General features: G+C 65.3%; 16 protein-coding genes. 10 read left to right on the top strand and 6 right to left on the bottom strand.

The annotated features are described in order from the left end of the window. Nucleotides 1-317 precede the first annotated feature (317 nt). Nucleotides 318-641 (bottom strand): hypothetical protein, encoded by a 324-nt coding sequence (locus ACOI1H_RS02260; protein WP_422435094.1) that lies wholly within the window; start codon nucleotides 639-641, stop codon nucleotides 318-320. Between the two features lie 225 nt (nucleotides 642-866). Between ACOI1H_RS02260 and ACOI1H_RS02255 the strand changes: the two genes are divergently transcribed. Next, on the top strand, nucleotides 867-1,799 hold the full coding sequence (locus ACOI1H_RS02255; RefSeq protein WP_422435093.1) for an aldo/keto reductase: 933 nt from the start codon (nucleotides 867-869) through the stop codon (nucleotides 1,797-1,799). Beyond that, complete coding sequence (locus ACOI1H_RS02250; protein WP_422435092.1) at nucleotides 1,796-2,869, top strand: NAD(P)/FAD-dependent oxidoreductase; 1,074 nt, start codon at nucleotides 1,796-1,798, stop codon at nucleotides 2,867-2,869. The genes ACOI1H_RS02255 and ACOI1H_RS02250 overlap by 4 nt, the downstream gene beginning before the upstream one ends. Here the strand turns inward: ACOI1H_RS02250 and ACOI1H_RS02245 are convergent. Beyond that, nucleotides 2,866-3,216 carry a hypothetical protein gene (locus ACOI1H_RS02245; protein ID WP_422435091.1) on the bottom strand — a complete coding sequence of 117 codons (351 nt, stop codon included), beginning with the start codon at nucleotides 3,214-3,216 and terminating at the stop codon, nucleotides 2,866-2,868. The genes ACOI1H_RS02250 and ACOI1H_RS02245 overlap by 4 nt on opposite strands. A gap of 138 nt (nucleotides 3,217-3,354) precedes the next feature. Between ACOI1H_RS02245 and ACOI1H_RS02240 the strand changes: the two genes are divergently transcribed. Beyond that, complete coding sequence (locus tag ACOI1H_RS02240) at nucleotides 3,355-3,636, top strand: hypothetical protein (RefSeq protein ID WP_422435090.1); 282 nt, start codon at nucleotides 3,355-3,357, stop codon at nucleotides 3,634-3,636. Nucleotides 3,637-3,723: 87 nt separating this feature from the next. On the opposite strand, the gene ACOI1H_RS02235 is transcribed toward ACOI1H_RS02240, so the two are convergent. Further along, nucleotides 3,724-6,225, bottom strand: a complete 2,502-nt coding sequence (locus tag ACOI1H_RS02235; RefSeq protein ID WP_422435089.1) for a GcvT family protein — start codon at nucleotides 6,223-6,225, stop codon at nucleotides 3,724-3,726. Between the two features lie 170 nt (nucleotides 6,226-6,395). On the opposite strand from ACOI1H_RS02235, the gene ACOI1H_RS02230 reads away from it, so the two are divergent. From ACOI1H_RS02230 to ACOI1H_RS02215, 4 genes are all read left to right on the top strand, one after another. After that, nucleotides 6,396-7,025, top strand: a complete 630-nt coding sequence (locus ACOI1H_RS02230; RefSeq protein WP_422435088.1) for a DUF7002 family protein — start codon at nucleotides 6,396-6,398, stop codon at nucleotides 7,023-7,025. Nucleotides 7,026-7,075: 50 nt separating this feature from the next. Beyond that, a complete protein-coding gene (panC, locus tag ACOI1H_RS02225) occupies nucleotides 7,076-7,918 on the top strand; it encodes a pantoate--beta-alanine ligase (RefSeq protein WP_422435087.1) in 843 nt (280 codons plus the stop codon). After that, the gene (gene panB, locus ACOI1H_RS02220; RefSeq protein WP_422435086.1) at nucleotides 7,915-8,727 is read left to right on the top strand and encodes a 3-methyl-2-oxobutanoate hydroxymethyltransferase; all 813 of its coding nucleotides are present in this window, start codon (nucleotides 7,915-7,917) and stop codon (nucleotides 8,725-8,727) included. The genes panC and panB overlap by 4 nt, the downstream gene beginning before the upstream one ends. A 182-nt stretch (nucleotides 8,728-8,909) precedes the next feature. Next, on the top strand, nucleotides 8,910-9,056 hold the full coding sequence (locus ACOI1H_RS02215; protein WP_422435085.1) for a hypothetical protein: 147 nt from the start codon (nucleotides 8,910-8,912) through the stop codon (nucleotides 9,054-9,056). Nucleotides 9,057-9,128: 72 nt separating this feature from the next. Here ACOI1H_RS02215 and ACOI1H_RS02210 read toward each other — a convergent pair whose 3' ends face one another. Next, a complete protein-coding gene (locus ACOI1H_RS02210) occupies nucleotides 9,129-9,452 on the bottom strand; it encodes a hypothetical protein (protein ID WP_422435084.1) in 324 nt (107 codons plus the stop codon). A gap of 56 nt (nucleotides 9,453-9,508) precedes the next feature. Beyond that, nucleotides 9,509-10,495: a 2-hydroxyacid dehydrogenase gene (locus ACOI1H_RS02205; protein WP_422435083.1), complete on the bottom strand. Its 987-nt coding sequence runs from the start codon at nucleotides 10,493-10,495 to the stop codon at nucleotides 9,509-9,511. A 107-nt stretch (nucleotides 10,496-10,602) separates the two neighbouring features. Here ACOI1H_RS02205 and ACOI1H_RS02200 point away from each other — a divergent pair, with 107 nt between their 5' ends. From ACOI1H_RS02200 to ACOI1H_RS02190, 3 genes are read left to right on the top strand one after another with little or no spacing between them, the layout of a single operon-like run. Beyond that, on the top strand, nucleotides 10,603-11,121 hold the full coding sequence (locus ACOI1H_RS02200; RefSeq protein ID WP_422435082.1) for an SH3 domain-containing protein: 519 nt from the start codon (nucleotides 10,603-10,605) through the stop codon (nucleotides 11,119-11,121). Between the two features lie 38 nt (nucleotides 11,122-11,159). Next, nucleotides 11,160-12,071, top strand: a complete 912-nt coding sequence (locus ACOI1H_RS02195) for a cation diffusion facilitator family transporter (RefSeq protein ID WP_422435081.1) — start codon at nucleotides 11,160-11,162, stop codon at nucleotides 12,069-12,071. 58 nt (nucleotides 12,072-12,129) lie between these two features. Beyond that, entirely contained in the window at nucleotides 12,130-12,369 is a 240-nt protein-coding gene (locus ACOI1H_RS02190; RefSeq protein ID WP_422435080.1) for a hypothetical protein, read from the top strand. Between the two features lie 4 nt (nucleotides 12,370-12,373). Here ACOI1H_RS02190 and ACOI1H_RS02185 read toward each other — a convergent pair whose 3' ends face one another. Beyond that, the gene (locus ACOI1H_RS02185) at nucleotides 12,374-14,395 is read right to left on the bottom strand and encodes a M3 family metallopeptidase (RefSeq protein WP_422435079.1); all 2,022 of its coding nucleotides are present in this window, start codon (nucleotides 14,393-14,395) and stop codon (nucleotides 12,374-12,376) included. Nucleotides 14,396-14,465: the final 70 nt, after the last annotated feature.

Below are 14,465 nucleotides of genomic sequence, written 5' to 3'. Positions count from 1 at the left end.
GGTTGTAGTCGAAATCGGCCTGCATTTCGGCCGAGGAATCGACCACGTCCATCGGGCGCAGATCCTCTTCGGTCTGGGCTGCGAGCGGCGATGCCACGGTCAAGGCAAGCGTGGCGGCCATTGCTGTCATTCTGGTTGTCGAGCGCATGGGAAGGGAAGGCATCCTTCTTTTCAGGTCGGTTCAGGCGGTCCAACGCAGGCGGGGCGGTCCGGGATGCAGCGCCCACGCTGTCGTGACAGTCCGTGATGGGATGCGATGATGCGAGAATGGCCCGCGACAAAGGCGCGGGCCATTCGAGGTCGGCTGGCGCGGGTGTTCAGCGCGCGTTGAAGCCGTTGCCGAACTCGTTGGAGTCGCCGTTCACGACCAGATCGACACGACGCGCCTTGGACTCAAAGCTGCCTTGATCGCGCAGGATCGACTGGATCGCCGTCAGTTCTTCGCTGGTGATGACGTCGCCCTTGCGGGTCGAGACGCCGAGGGTCGCGAGGTTCTGCCTTGTCGCCGAAATGGCCTCGGCGGATCGGTCGTAAATGCCGTTCGTGGCGATCAGGTCGTTGACGCTGGCGGCAGAGGCGGCGGTCACGCCCAGTCCGGAGATCAGGGTGGCGATGATGGCGGTGGTTTTCAGGTGGGTCATGGGTCAGGTCTTTCTTCTGGTGTGTCGGAGGGATCGTTCCCTCTTGTCAGTCCATATAGGAGCCCGTTTTACTAATACGCACATAAAATGCAAACTTTAATGTGATATCCGCATTTACGCACATTAAATAGATCAATATCCAACAGTCGATAATTGTCGTGATGGATTGGGTGACCTCATGCAGCGCCCGTTGCGGGTCAGACACCGGCATGCCAACATGCCTACATGACACAACTTTGCACCCGCGACGGGACCGCGCTGTCCCGCCTGACCTTTGGCACCATGCAATTCGGCGGCCGCGCCGATGCGCGCGAAAGCCGGGCCATGTTTGACGCTGCCCGCGCCGCCGGGCTGAATCACTTCGACACTGCCGTCCGCTACACCGAAGGCGAAAGCGAAAGGCTGTTGGCACCGATGGTGGCACAGGAGCGTGACGCGATCTATCTGGCGACCAAGATTGGCTATCAGGGCGGCTGCGGACGGGCGAACATCCTGGCGCAGTTCGACATTTGCCGCAGCCAGTTGGACATGGACAGCGTCGATCTGCTGTATCTGCACCGCTGGGACCATGAGACTCCGCTGGAGCAGACCTTCGAAACGATGGCCCGCCTGCAATCGGAAGGTGCCATCCGCCACATCGGGATCAGCAACTATGCGGCCTGGCAGGTGATGAAGGCGCAGGCGGTCTGCGCGGCGCTTGGCACGCGCATCGATGTCATGCAGCCGATGTACAACCTGGTCAAGCGGCAGGCCGAGGTCGAGATCCTGCCGATGGCCGCAGATCAGGGCATTCAGATCTGTTCCTACTCTCCCCTTGGCGGAGGCCTGCTGACCGGCAAATACGCGCGGGGTGAGACGGGGCGTCTGAGCGAGGACAAGATGTATGCCGCCCGTTACGGACGCGACTGGATGCACGACGCAGGAGCCCGACTGGCGGCCATGGCGGATGAGGCCGGCGCCGAAGCCGCGACGCTTGCCGTGGCTTGGGTCGCGGCGCATCCAACCGCCCCCTCGCCCATCGTGTCGGCAAAGTCGGTCAAGCAACTTGAACCATCACTCGCCGCGAACGGATTGCAGATGACGGCGGACCTTTACGCCCGGATCACGGCGCTGTCGCCGACCCCGCCGCCCGCGACGGACCGGCTGGAGGAAGCATGACCGACTTCATCGTCGTCGGCGGCGGTGTGGCCGGCATCTCGGCTGCCGCGCGGCTGTCGCATCTGGGCCACGTCACGCTGCTGGAGGCAGAGGCGCAGACCGGCTATCACAGTTCTGCCCGGTCGGCCGCGCTGTTCGAGGAGAACTATGGCAAGCCCACGACGCGGGCGCTGAATGCGGCCAGCCGGGAGTTCCACCAGACGGCGAACGGCGGCGTGCTGTCGCCGCGCAACGTCATGCTGGTCGGCAGTGCCGCCGATGCCGATGCCTTTGCCCACGACCTGACCGACATGAGGCTGGAACCGATCACCGGGACAGAAGCACGCGCGATGGTGCCGATCCTGACGGACCGCGTCGACCGCGCGGGGTGGCACGCGCAAGCCTGGGACATCGACACGGACCGCCTGATACAGAACTGGCTGCGCGAACTGCGCGGCAACGGTGGCACCATCGTCACCGATGCGCGGGTCACTGCGGTAACACGCGAAAGCGCGGGCTGGCATGTGACCACGCCGCAAGGCGAGGTGTCCGGCGCGGTGCTGGTCAATGCGACCGGGGCCTGGGCCGACCGGATCGCAGCACTGGCCGGTGTCACGCCTCTTGGCCTGACGCCCTATCGCCGGTCGATGGCGCGGCTGGCGGCCCCCGGCGGGCATGATGTCAGCGGTTGGCCGATGATCTTTGGCGCAGGCGAAGCCTGGTATGCGAAACCCGACGCCGGCGCGCTGCTGGTGTCCCCCGCAGACGAGGACCCGGTCGAACCGCACGACGCCTTTGCCGACGACATGGTGCTGGCCGAGGGGCTGGCGCGTTATCAGGATCATGTGACCGAGGCGGTGACGCGTCCGATCGCCACCTGGGCCGGCCTGCGCACCTTTGCGCCGGATCGGCAGCTTGTGCTGGGCCGGGCGGTGGATGCACCGGACTTCATCTGGTGCGCAGGACAAGGCGGCTATGGCTTTCAGACGGCACCTGCCGCGTCCGCCCTGATCGCGGACATCGTGGCCCAGCGGGTGCCAGAGGTGGGGGTGGACCTGGCCGCTGCCCTGTCGCCGGCGCGGTTCGGCTAGGCGACGCAGGCCATCAGTTCCCAACTGCGCGGGGTGGTGAAGGCTGCGTCGTGGCAGTGACCGCCGACGCGCAGGGCGGGAAAGATCGTGTAGAGCTCGGTCCGCGCCTTTGGCGAGAGGTTGGCAATGCCCTCGGCATCGGGATGGAAGCTTTCGGTCGCGGCCCCTTGCGGCACGGTGCCGTTGTCCTGACAGGTCGCAACGGCAAAGTCGCCGATCCGCGCCAGTTCGGCCGGGCGTGCGAAAATCTCGATGAACGCTGCGACATCTGTGGATTGCGCCACGGTGTTGCGATAATGGATTTCCGAGATGAAAGCCCTTCTGGCACCTGGTCCCTTGACTGACACGGTCAGCGTCGATCGGGCAGATGGCGGGGGAATGTTGCGGTTTGGGAAAGAATAAGGCGCGGGCCCCCTTGATGAAATCCGGCGGCCCGCCATTTGCTGGCAATGAGTGATCCACAGATATCCCACGAAGGCCGCCGTTTGCGCCGCCAATTCGACCGTCTTCGCCGGGACTATCCCCGCATGGGCGCGGTCCTGCACCGCATGAGCCGTCCAGGCTGGGCGCTCGTGCGGGTGCCGGTCGGCGTTTTCTTCATCTTGGGTGGGTTGCTGGCGATCCTGCCCATTTTCGGACTGTGGATGATCCCGGTCGGTCTGCTCTTGCTGGCCGTCGATGTGCCGCTGCTGCGCCGCCCGGTGTCCGCGGCGATGATCCGGTTGCGGCGCAGGGCCGAGACATTCCGGCAGCGCCGCAAACGGTGACGGCACCGATTGTTTCATCGGAAAAGGGGGGCCAGCCCCCCGGGCTGCGCCCTCCCCCCGGAGTTTATCTGGCCAGATGAATGCGGATCAGCCGTCCTTGCGGATCGTGGCGTTATGGGGATCGTAAGGGCTGTCCTCGACGATCTGGCAAGGCCAGAGTTTGTCGAACATCTTGACCTGCAGCCGGGTGCCGACGGCAGCGTGGTCCGGCTTGACGTAGCCCATGCCGATGCTTTTGCCGAAATGGACGGAATAGCCCCCGGAGGTCAGACGCCCGACGCGGGTGTCGCCGTGATAGAGCACCTCGCGGCCCCAGGGGTCGGCGTCGGCGGGACCGTCGATCAGCAGGGTGACGCATTTCGACCGGAGGCCCTTGGCCTGCATGGCATCCTTGCCGTGGAAGTCTTTGGCGAGGTCGACGAAACGCGGCAGATCGGCCTCGAGCGGGGTGGCATCGCGGCCGAGTTCGGTGCCGAAGGCGCGGTAGGATTTCTCCTGCCGCAGCCAGTTCTGCGCGCGCGCGCCGACGAGCTTCATGCCATGCGGCTCGCCGGCCTTTTCCAGCAGGTCGAACAGGTAGTTCTGCATCTCGATCGGGTGGTGCAGTTCCCAGCCGAGTTCGCCGGTATAGGCCACGCGGATCGCGTTGACGGGGCACATGCCGAGTTCGATCTGGCGCGCGGACAGCCAGGGGAAGCGCTTGTTCGACAGGGCCGTCGCGGGGTCGGCGTCCTTGATGACGGCAGCCAGCACGTCGCGGGATTTCGGGCCGGCGATGGCGAAGACGCCCCACTGGGTCGTCACGTTCTGCACCTCGATGCGGCCGAAGTCGGCTTCCTTGTCCGCGACCGCCTTGCGCAGGTAATCCGCGTCATAGGTGGTCCAAGCTCCGGCGGATACGAGGTAGAATTCGTCCTCTGCCAGACGGACAATGGTGTATTCGGTGCGCGTCGTGCCATGCGCCGTCAGCGCATAGGTCAGGTTGATGCGACCGACCTTTGGCAGCTTGTTCGTCGTGAACCAGTCGAGGAAAGCGGCGGCACCTGGGCCTTTGACGACGTGCTTGGTGAAGGCAGAGGCATCGATCAGACCAACGCCTTCGCGGATCGCGCGGGCTTCATCGACCGCATACTGCCACCAGCCGCCGCGCCGGAAGGACCGCGCGTCGTGGTCGAAGCTGTCGGGTGCGTCCACCGGGCCGAAGTAATTCGGGCGTTCCCAGCCGTTGACCCAGCCGAATTGCGCGCCGCGCGCCTTTTGCCGGTCGAATGCGGGCGTGGTGCGCAGGGGGCGGCAGGCGGGGCGCTCCTCGTCCGGGTGGTGCAGGATGTAGACGTGCTCGTAGGCCTCCTCGTTCTTGCGGGCGGCCCACTCGGTCGTCATCCAGTCGCCGTAGCGCTTGGGGTCAAGGCTGGCCATGTCGATCTCGGCCTCGCCATCGACCATCATCTGCGCGAGGTAGTAGCCGGTGCCGCCCGCCGCTGTGATGCCAAATGAGAACCCTTCGGCTAGCCACATGTTGCGCAGCCCGGGGGCCGGACCGACCAGCGGGTTGCCGTCGGGGGTGTAGCAGATCGGGCCGTTGAAGTCGTTCTTGAGACCTGATTCCTCGCACGATGGAATCCTGTGAATCATCGCCATGTACTGCGCCTCGATCCGTTCGAGGTCGAGTTCGAAGAGGTCCGCGCGGAAGCTGTCTGGGACGCCGTATTCGAACCGCGCGGGCGCATGTTTTTCATAGACGCCGAGAATCCAGCCGCCGCGTTCCTCGCGCACATAGGATTGTGCGTCGGCGTCGCGCACCACGGGGTGTTCAGGGTTGCCGTCCTTGCGCCAGGCTTGCAGCGCGGGGTCGCCGTCCATCACGATGAACTGGTGTTCGACGGGGATCGCGGGGATCTTGATGCCCAGCATCTTTGCCGTGCGCTGTGCGTGGTTGCCGGAGGCCGTGACGACATGTTCGGCGGTGATGACGATCTGTTCGTCGGAGGGCACGAGGTTGCCGCCCCTTTCCACCATCTTCGTCGCGGTGACTTCCCAATGGCTGCCGTTCCAGCGAAACGCATCCGCCTGCCATTTGCGTTCGATGGCGACGCCGCGCTGGCGCGCACCCTTGGCCATCGCCATCGTCACGTCGGCGGGGTTAATGTAGCCGTCGGTGTTGTGGTAAAGCGCGCCTTTCAGATCGTCCGTGCGGATCAGCGGCCACTTCGCCTTGATCTCGTCGGGAGTCAGAAAGACGGAAGGCACGCCGCAGGTCTCGGCCGTGGAGGCGTAAAGCTGATATTCCTCCATCCTCTCGTCGGTCTGTGCCATGCGCAGGTTGCCGACGACGGCGAAACCGGCGTTCAGGCCGGTCTCCTCCTCCAGCGTCTTGTAGAAGCGGATGGAGTAGTCGTGGATGTGGGTCGTCGCAAAGCTCATGTTGAAGTAGGGCAGCAGGCCCGCCGCGTGCCAGGTCGAACCCGAGGTGAGTTCATCTCGTTCCAGCAGCATCACGTCGTCCCAGCCGGCGCGGGCCAGGTGATAGGCGATCGAGGTGCCGACGGCTCCGCCACCGATGACCAGTGCCTTGACGTTCGTTTTCATGGGCGATTCCCTGCGATCTGATGGATTTGCCCGCACTCTGGTCGAAACGCGGCAGCGGCGTAAGAACCAGCCGACTCAAATCGGCATGTTTGCGACAGGGTCGATGCGTCGTTGCCTAACGCAGGCAATACGGCGACAGTGGCCCAGTATTTTTACCGGATTTCAGCACCATGACCCGCGACGACTTCATCCGACTGGTCGGACCGTCCCTGTTTCACGTGACGCTGGTGTCGAACCTTGCCGGGATCACCGCGCGTGGGCTGCTGCGCCCGGCAGAGGCCGCGCGTCAGGCAGGGTTTGCACCCGTGGATGTCGCCCTGCGCAAGGAGCCTGAGACCATCGTCGCGCATGCAGGACCGATGACGCTGAACCATCAGCGACCCCTGCTGGCGGGCAGGGATCAGGCGAAGGATTTCCTGTCGTCCGGCAGCCTGAAGGATTGGGCGATGCAATTGGACGAACGCATCTTCTTCTGGCCGCGTGCGATGCGGCAGACCTATCTGGACAGCCTTGGCGAGCGGGCACCGCTGCACGTGCTGGAAATCGACGCAGGCGGGTTGTTCGACATCTATGCAGACCATCTGGACCTGGCACCGATCAATTCCGGGGCGGCGCTGCGCAGGCCGGCACGGCGCGGGCCGTGGCTGTATGTGCCGGCCACGGCCACCGTGGCGGCCTTTCGGACGAACCGGATCAAGCGGGACCTCGTGAAATCCCGCGACAGTGTGGCGGAGGTCAGCCTGCGCTGCGATATTTCCAGCCCCCAACTGTCGGTCCTGCTGACCAAGGGGGAAGCGTGACAAGCGGGACGGCCCGGCCTAGAAACACGCGGAACGACCGGGAGGGACAGATGCTGATCTGCAAGACCGTTTCCGAGGCGCGCAGGGCCGTGGCCGACCTGCGCCAACGGGGCAGCGTCGGGCTGGTGACGACGATGGGCGCGCTGCATGCGGGCCACATCGCGCTGGTTGCGGCGGCGCGGGCAGACCATGCATCGGTGGTCGCGACGATCTTTGTCAATCCGGCGCAGTTCGGCGACCCGGCGGACCTTGCAAAGTATCCGCGCACCGAAGACGCCGACCTTGCGATGCTGCGCGATGCGGGTGTGGCGATGGTCTTCTTGCCGACCGCCGATCTGATATATCCGCCGGGCCATGAGACCATTGTCGAGACGACGCATCTGGCCAACATCCTGCACGGTGCGGTGCGGCCGGGGCATTTCCGCGGCGTGGCGACGGTGGTGACCAAGCTGTTCAACATCGTGCAGCCCGACGCCGCCTATTTCGGCGAGAAGGACTACCAGCAGCTTGCGGTGATCCGGCGCATGGTGGCGGACCTGTTCATCCCCGTCAGCATCCACGGCGTGCCGACCGTCCGCGACGATGACGGCCTTGCCCTGTCGTCGCGCAACGTGCGGCTGACCGAGGGCGACCGCGCCGCGGCCCCGGTCCTGCACCGCGCGCTGCGCTCTGCCGCCGATACGATCCACGCCGGCGGCACCATCGAGGAAGCGGCGCAATCGATCCACGAGATCGTGGCGACTGAGCCACGCGCCAGCCTGCGCGGCCTCGATTTCGTCAACGTCGCGGATTTCAGCCCGGCAACGGGCGATCCCACAGACCCCATCGGCATCATGATCTCGGCCCAGTTCGGAGATGTCTTGCTGATCGACCAGAAGGAAGTGACCCCATGAGCAGCCAGACCGAACACGTCCGCCGGAACACCGTGCCGCAGATCCGCAATCGCAAGGGCGGAGAGCCGATCGTGTCGCTGACATCCTACCACGCGCATACGGCGGCCATCGTGGACAAGTATGCGGATTTCATCCTTGTGGGCGACAGCCTTGGCATGGTGATGCACGGCATGGACAGCACTATCGGCGTGCCGCTGGACCTGATGATCATGCATGGCCGCGCCGTCGTGCGCGGCACGAAGAAGGCGCTGATCGTCGTGGACATGCCCTTTGGCTCTTATGAAGAATCGCCGAACATGGCGTTTCGCAACGCTGCCAAGATCATGAAAGAAACCGGTTGTGGCGCGGTCAAGCTGGAAGGCGGCGCGCGCATGGCCGAGACGATCCATTTTCTGGTCGAGCGCGGGATTCCCGTGATGGCGCACACCGGCCTGACGCCGCAATCGTCGCACGTGATGGGCGGCTTCAAGACGCAGGGGCGCAATGAGGAGACGTGGGAGGCGCATCTGAACGATGCGCGGTCGGTGTCGGAGGCAGGTGCCTTTGCCGTGGTTCTGGAAGGCATGGTCGAGCCGCTGGCCGCGAAGATCACGAAGGAGGTGGCGATTCCCACCATCGGGATCGGGGCGTCGGTGGATTGCGACGGCCAGATCCTCGTGCTGGAGGACATGCTGGGCCTGAACCCATGGACGCCGAAGTTCGTGAAGGTCTACGGACAGCTTGGCCCGATGATCGAGGATTCGGTCAGGCGCTACGCTGCTGACGTGAAGGCGCGGGCGTTTCCGACCGATGACGAGGTCTATCGCTGAATAGCCGTTGAAACCGCGCCTTATGTCGAACCAGACGCCAGCTGATGCCGGATCCGGATTTGCAATTTTGACACGTCCCGCGTGAATCCACGGTCGATTTGTGGATTCGGGGGGATCAATTCCGGCATTTTCATGTTATCTCCAAGTCACCGCACGTCAGATGCGGACTTGAGGAGAGCTTTATGAAACGCACCACGCTTTTAGCGGTGGCTGCACTCATGGTATTGGGCGGATGCATGTCCCCCAAACCGATGGCAGGCCGCGCCGACAACAACATGCTGCGGTTTTCAAGCATGGACTACACGTCCATCGCGGAACGTGCGCAGTAAGGCATCGCCAGACCAGAGACGTGCCACCCCGCCTGCACCGCGCTGACGCGGTGCAGACAACGCGCGACGCAATCAACCAGCGATATCTTCGTCCATGACCAAAGGCTCGAACGGCGGCAGGTCCGCGGGGATCGGGCCGACGACACCGACCTCGACCGGGGGCGGCGGCATGCCGTTCGTGGACGGCAGCGGGGTCGGCGCGCGGGCCGGACCGTCAAGCGAGGTGGTGCTGACAGGTGCCGGCGGCGGAACCGGCAAGGGCTGCGACACCGAGGGTATGACCAGCGTGCCATTGCCGACCTGCGCATCCGATCCGTCGAACGCAGGGACCTGAGCCGCACAGGCCCCAAGGCTGGCTAGCGCCACGGCGGCCGTCATCAATTTCATCATCTTCATCGCTCCTCTTCCTTTGGGCATAGGTGGACCGTTGCCGGTCCGCGTCAAATCGCCCGTCATAGCTGTCCCGGCACCACAAGATCGGGTGGACGGTGGCCGTCCGCAAAGGTCTTGATGTTGATCAGCACCTTCTCGCCCATCTCGATCCGGCCTTCGGCCGTGGCTGACCCCATGTGGGGCAAAAGGATCACGTTGGGAAGGGCCTTGAGGCGGGGATTGATCTCGTGGCCGCGTTCGAACACGTCCAGTCCGGCACCCGCGATCTCTCCTGCCCGCAGCATCCGGGTCAGGGCGTTCTCGTCGATGACCTCTCCGCGGCTGGTGTTCACGATGACGGCGTTGTGCTTCATCAGCTTCAGCCGGCGGGCGTTCATCAGGTGAAAGGTGGACGGCGTGTGCGGGCAGTTGACGCTGATCACGTCCATCCGCGCGACCATCTGGTCAAGGCTTTCCCAATAGGTCGCGTTTAGCGGTGCCTCGACCTCGCCGCGCAGGCGCTTGCGGTTGTGGTAATGGATCTGCATGCCGAACGCACGCGCCCGCCGGGCCACCGCCTGCCCGATCCGGCCCATGCCAAGGATGCCCAGCCTGCGCCCGGCAACCCGCCCGCCCAGCATCGCCGTCGGGGCCCAGCCGGCCCATTCGTCGGACTGCGCGACCCGCATGCCTTCGGGGATGCGGCGCAGGACGGAGAGCATCAGCGCCATCGTCATGTCGGCGGTGTCGTCGGTCAGCACGCCGGGCGTGTTCGTCACGAGGATGCCGCGCTGGCGGGCCGTGGCCACGTCGATATTGTCCACTCCGGCCCCGTAGTTCGCGATCAGCTTCAGCCGGTCGCCGGCCTGCGCCAGCAATCGCGCGTCGATGGCATCGGTGATCGTCGGCACCAACACGTCAGCCCCCTGCATCGCCGCGACAAGCGCCTCTCGGGTCATGGGGGTGTCGTCGTCGCGCAGGCTGACGTCGAACAATTCGGTCATCCGCGTCTCGACCGCCGGCGGCAACCGTCGCGTCACGACAACACTCAGCTTCTTGCTCGACATTTGCCCCCCTGCGGTGCTTTTCAAAGTCCCCGGTTGATGGCAGGTTGCCAGTCAGGGACGCGCGGCACAAGAACCATCGCGCCCGTCTGGCGGATCGAGGCAGTACCATGAACATCACGCATATCCTGTGTCTGGCATTGTCGCTTGCCGTGGCAGGCCCCCTGCATGCGCAGGACACCGCACCGACCGCCGCCAGCTTCGAGGCACCTGACATCGGGCCAGAGACGAACCTGCCCCTGCCCCGCTATGTCAGCCTGAAAGTGAGGGAGGCGAACGTCCGCCGTGGGCCGTCGCTGACCCACCGCATCGACTGGGTGTTCCAGCGGCGCGACATGCCCTTGCAGGTGGTCGCGGAATACGGCCACTGGCGTCGGGTCATCGACCGCGACGGTCAGGGCGGGTGGGTGCACTACACGATGCTGTCGGGCGTCCGCACGGTGATCGTCGACGAAGACCACATGGCCCTGCGCTCCCAGCCCTCGGACAGCGCATCCGAACGGGCCGAACTGGAACAGAACGTCATCGCACGCCTTGGCGAATGCGAGGCCGATTGGTGCGAACTTTCCGCGGGCGGCTATACCGGCTGGGGTCACAAATCGCGGCTTTGGGGTGTGGACACCGACTGAGGCTTCCGCGCGCCCGTCCCCTCGGGTAGAGAGGGGCCATGAGTGATGCCGCCACCAACACCCGCCTGAACCTGTCTGCCGGACTTTTGTCCTGCGCCGTGGCCCTGGCGCTGGTCGTGGCAAAGCTGTGGGCGCTGGGTCAGACCGGATCGCTGGCGATCGCGGCGACGCTGGCAGATTCGGCAATGGACCTGATGATGTCGCTGGCGGCTCTGGCCGCCATCGCCTATGCTGCAAAACCCGCCGACGACGATCACAACTTCGGCCACACCTCGGCCGAGGATCTGGCGGCGCTGGGGCAATCGCTGATCATCCTCGCGTCGTCCGGCGTGATTGCGACGGCGGCGATCTGGCGGTTGTGGCAGGGCGATGCCGCCCTGCCCCGCAACGAGGCGTCGGGCATTGCCGTCGTCGTGTTTTCCATCGTCCTGACACTGGGGCTCGTGATCTGGCAGCGGCGCGTGGCGGCGCTGACCGACAACCCCGTCGTGAAGGCGGACAGCCTGCACTATCTGGGTGACCTGATCCCCAACGTGGGGGCCATCGTGGCGCTGTGGGCGTCGTCGGCGCTGGGACTGGCACAGGTGGACAGCGTCGTGGCCCTGGGGGCAGCATTGCTACTGGCGGTCGGCGCGCTGCGGATCGGTCGGGGGGCATGGGACGCGCTGATGGACCGGCAGGCCGACCCGGAGATGATCGCTGGCATCACGGCCATCGCGCGGGAATTCGAAGGGGTGCGGGGGTTCCACGACCTGAAGACCCGCCGCGCGGGCAGTCGCGTCTTCGTCAACCTGCATATCGAACTGGACGGCGCACAGTCCCTGGATGCGGCCCATGCCATCGGGGCGGGTTTGCGGCGCGCGATCCTGCACACCTATCCCCGCGCCGATGTGCTGATCCACAAGGACCCGGTCGGTGTGCAGAAGCACCCGGACGACCCGCAGGCCTAGTCGATCATGGGAACGCGGTGCTTTCTGGCACGTTGAGCCAGCAGCAATGGAGGCTGCGATGACAGTGACACCCCAATCCCTTGAAGGTCGGCTGATGGCCCAGCGGCAAGTGCTGGCCCGCCTTGTTCAGGCCGCGGACGAACCGGTCAGGCAATGGCTGCGCGACAAGTCCGAAGTGCAGGTGCCAGAGGAAGACCCCGGCATGGGCGACGCATCGGGTGCCTTCGCGATCGAGGCGAGCCTCGCCGACGAGATGCGCCTGATCCTTGCGGCCTCCGAGCGTCACCAGAAAGACTGACCGGTCAGGCGGCCAGGCCACGACCCCGCAACAGGGCATCCACGCCGGGCATCCGGCCCCGGAACTGCTGATAGAGCGTCGCCGCGTCCACCGATCCGCCCGACGACAGGACCGTTTCCTCCAGCCGCTTCGCCAGCGCGGGATCGAAGGGATCGCCTGCTTCGGTGAAGGCGTCGAAGGCATCCGCGTCCATCACCTCGGACCACATGTAGCTGTAGTAGCCGCTGGAATAGCCGTCGCCTGCGAAGACATGCGCGAAATGCGGTGTCGCGTGGCGCATGCCGATCGCATGCGGCATCCCGAGGTCTTGCAGGATTTCCGCCTGCTTCTGCATCGGGTCCGCCGGCGGCGGTCCGGCGTGGAATTCAAGGTCGACCAGCGCGCTCGCGATGTATTCGACGGTCTGGAAACCCATGTCGTAGGTGGCAGCGGCCAGCATCCGTTCCAGCATCGCCTGCGGCATCGCCTCGCCCGTTTCGGCATGAACGGCGAAGTGTTGCAGCACCTGCGGCACCTCGAGCCAGTGTTCGTAAAGCTGGCTGGGCAGTTCCACGAAATCCCGCGCGACGGACGTGCCCGAAATGGACTCGTAGGTCACGTCGGACAGCATCTGGTGCAGCGCGTGGCCGAATTCGTGGAACAGCGTGCGCGCATCGTCATAGGATAGCAGCGCTGGCTTGCCCTTGGCAGGCTTGGCAAAGTTGCAGACGTTCACGACTATGGGCTTCACGTCGCCCGCCAGCCGCTGCTGGCTGCGCATCGCCATGCACCAGGCCCCGGACCGTTTCGACGCCCGCGCGAAATAGTCGCCAACAAAGACCGCGACGTGTTTGCCGTTCCGTGTCACGTTCCACAGCCGCACGTCCGGGTGATAGACCGGGCCGTCGAAGGGCGCGAATTCCAGCCCGAACAGGCGGTTGGCGCAGTCGAAGCTGGCGTCGATCATCCGGTCGAGCTGCAGGTAAGGCTTCAGCGCCGCTTCATCCAGATCGTGTTCCGCCTGACGCCGCTTTTCGGAGTAATAGCGCCAGTCCCAGGGTTCCAGCGGACCTGTCACACCGTCGGCGTGCAGCATTGCGGTGAGTTTCACGGCGTCCGCCTCGGCCGACGCCTTGGCCGGTTGCCAGACCTGCATCAGCAGGTTGCGCACGGCGGCGGGTGTGCCGGCCATTTCGGTTTCCAGCTTGTAGTCCGCGAAACTGTCGTAGCCCAGCAGGTCGGCGCGCTCTACCCGCAGGGCGAGCGTTTCCGCCGCCAGGGCCCGATTGTCCGTCGCACCGCCGTTCATGCCGCGCGCGGTCCAGGCCGCGTAGGCCCGTTGCCGCAGATCGCGGCGGGGCGAGAATTGCAGGAACGGCACGATCAGCGACCGTGACAGCGTGACCACGGGGCCGCCGTGGTCGCCCGCCTCGCCCGCCGCCCGGGCGGCGTCGGTCACGAAATCGGGCAGACCCGTGAGATCGTCTTCGGACAGGGGCATGAACCAGTCGCGCTCATCCGCCAGCAGGTTCTGGGTGAACTGCGTCCCCAGCACCGCCAGCCGGGATTTGACGTCGCGCAGCCGGTCGGCGGCGGCCCCCTGCAATTGCGCCCCCTGCCGCACGAAACCGCGCCGGGTCAACATCAGAACGCGGGCCTGTTCGTCGGTCAGGTCAAGGTCGTCGCGCCGTGCCCACAGGTCTTCGATGCGCGCGAACAGTGCCGCGTTCGCCGTGATCTCGGACCCGAAGGCCGACAACAAGGGCGAAAAGTCGCGCTGCAACGCCTCGCGCGCCGGGTTGCTGTCGGCCCCCGCGACGCCAAAGAACACGCCCAGCACGCGGGACAGCGTGCGTTCCGCAAGTTCCAGCGCCTCGATCGTGTTGGCAAAGGTCGGTGCGTCGGGATGGGCCGCAATGGCGGCGATGTTTGCCCGCGCCTCGATCAGGGCCGCGTCGACGGCGGGGGCGAAATCGTCGTCCGTGATCGCGTCGAACGGCGGCAAGGCGTGGGGCGTGTCCCATTGGGTCAGCAGCGGATTGGTCATGTCGGGTCTCCTTCAGCGATCAATCTAGGACGGCACCCGGAAATGAGCCACCGCCCCCCGTTCATCTGGC

The organism is Loktanella sp. DJP18 (assembly GCF_049310965.1).
Classification (GTDB): Bacteria; Pseudomonadota; Alphaproteobacteria; order Rhodobacterales; family Rhodobacteraceae; genus Loktanella.
The sequence above is the reverse complement of the archived record's forward strand: the minus strand, read 5'-3'. Positions and strand labels throughout refer to the sequence as shown.

Bases quoted from the DNA above. Each gene is read 5' to 3' on its own strand.
- ACOI1H_RS02210 (WP_422435084.1), bottom strand. From the start codon at position 9,452: ATGAAGATGATGAAATTGATGACGGCCGCCGTGGCGCTAGCCAGCCTT.
- ACOI1H_RS02250 (WP_422435092.1), top strand. From the start codon at position 1,796: ATGACCGACTTCATCGTCGTCGGCGGCGGTGTGGCCGGCATCTCGGCT.
- ACOI1H_RS02185 (WP_422435079.1), bottom strand. From the start codon at position 14,395: ATGACCAATCCGCTGCTGACCCAATGGGACACGCCCCACGCCTTGCCG.
- ACOI1H_RS02235 (WP_422435089.1), bottom strand. From the start codon at position 6,225: ATGAAAACGAACGTCAAGGCACTGGTCATCGGTGGCGGAGCCGTCGGC.
- ACOI1H_RS02215 (WP_422435085.1), top strand. From the start codon at position 8,910: ATGAAACGCACCACGCTTTTAGCGGTGGCTGCACTCATGGTATTGGGC.
- panC (WP_422435087.1), top strand. From the start codon at position 7,076: ATGCTGATCTGCAAGACCGTTTCCGAGGCGCGCAGGGCCGTGGCCGAC.
- ACOI1H_RS02205 (WP_422435083.1), bottom strand. From the start codon at position 10,495: ATGTCGAGCAAGAAGCTGAGTGTTGTCGTGACGCGACGGTTGCCGCCG.
- ACOI1H_RS02255 (WP_422435093.1), top strand. From the start codon at position 867: ATGACACAACTTTGCACCCGCGACGGGACCGCGCTGTCCCGCCTGACC.
- panB (WP_422435086.1), top strand. From the start codon at position 7,915: ATGAGCAGCCAGACCGAACACGTCCGCCGGAACACCGTGCCGCAGATC.
- ACOI1H_RS02190 (WP_422435080.1), top strand. From the start codon at position 12,130: ATGACAGTGACACCCCAATCCCTTGAAGGTCGGCTGATGGCCCAGCGG.
- ACOI1H_RS02230 (WP_422435088.1), top strand. From the start codon at position 6,396: ATGACCCGCGACGACTTCATCCGACTGGTCGGACCGTCCCTGTTTCAC.
- ACOI1H_RS02260 (WP_422435094.1), bottom strand. From the start codon at position 641: ATGACCCACCTGAAAACCACCGCCATCATCGCCACCCTGATCTCCGGA.
- ACOI1H_RS02200 (WP_422435082.1), top strand. From the start codon at position 10,603: ATGAACATCACGCATATCCTGTGTCTGGCATTGTCGCTTGCCGTGGCA.
- ACOI1H_RS02195 (WP_422435081.1), top strand. From the start codon at position 11,160: ATGAGTGATGCCGCCACCAACACCCGCCTGAACCTGTCTGCCGGACTT.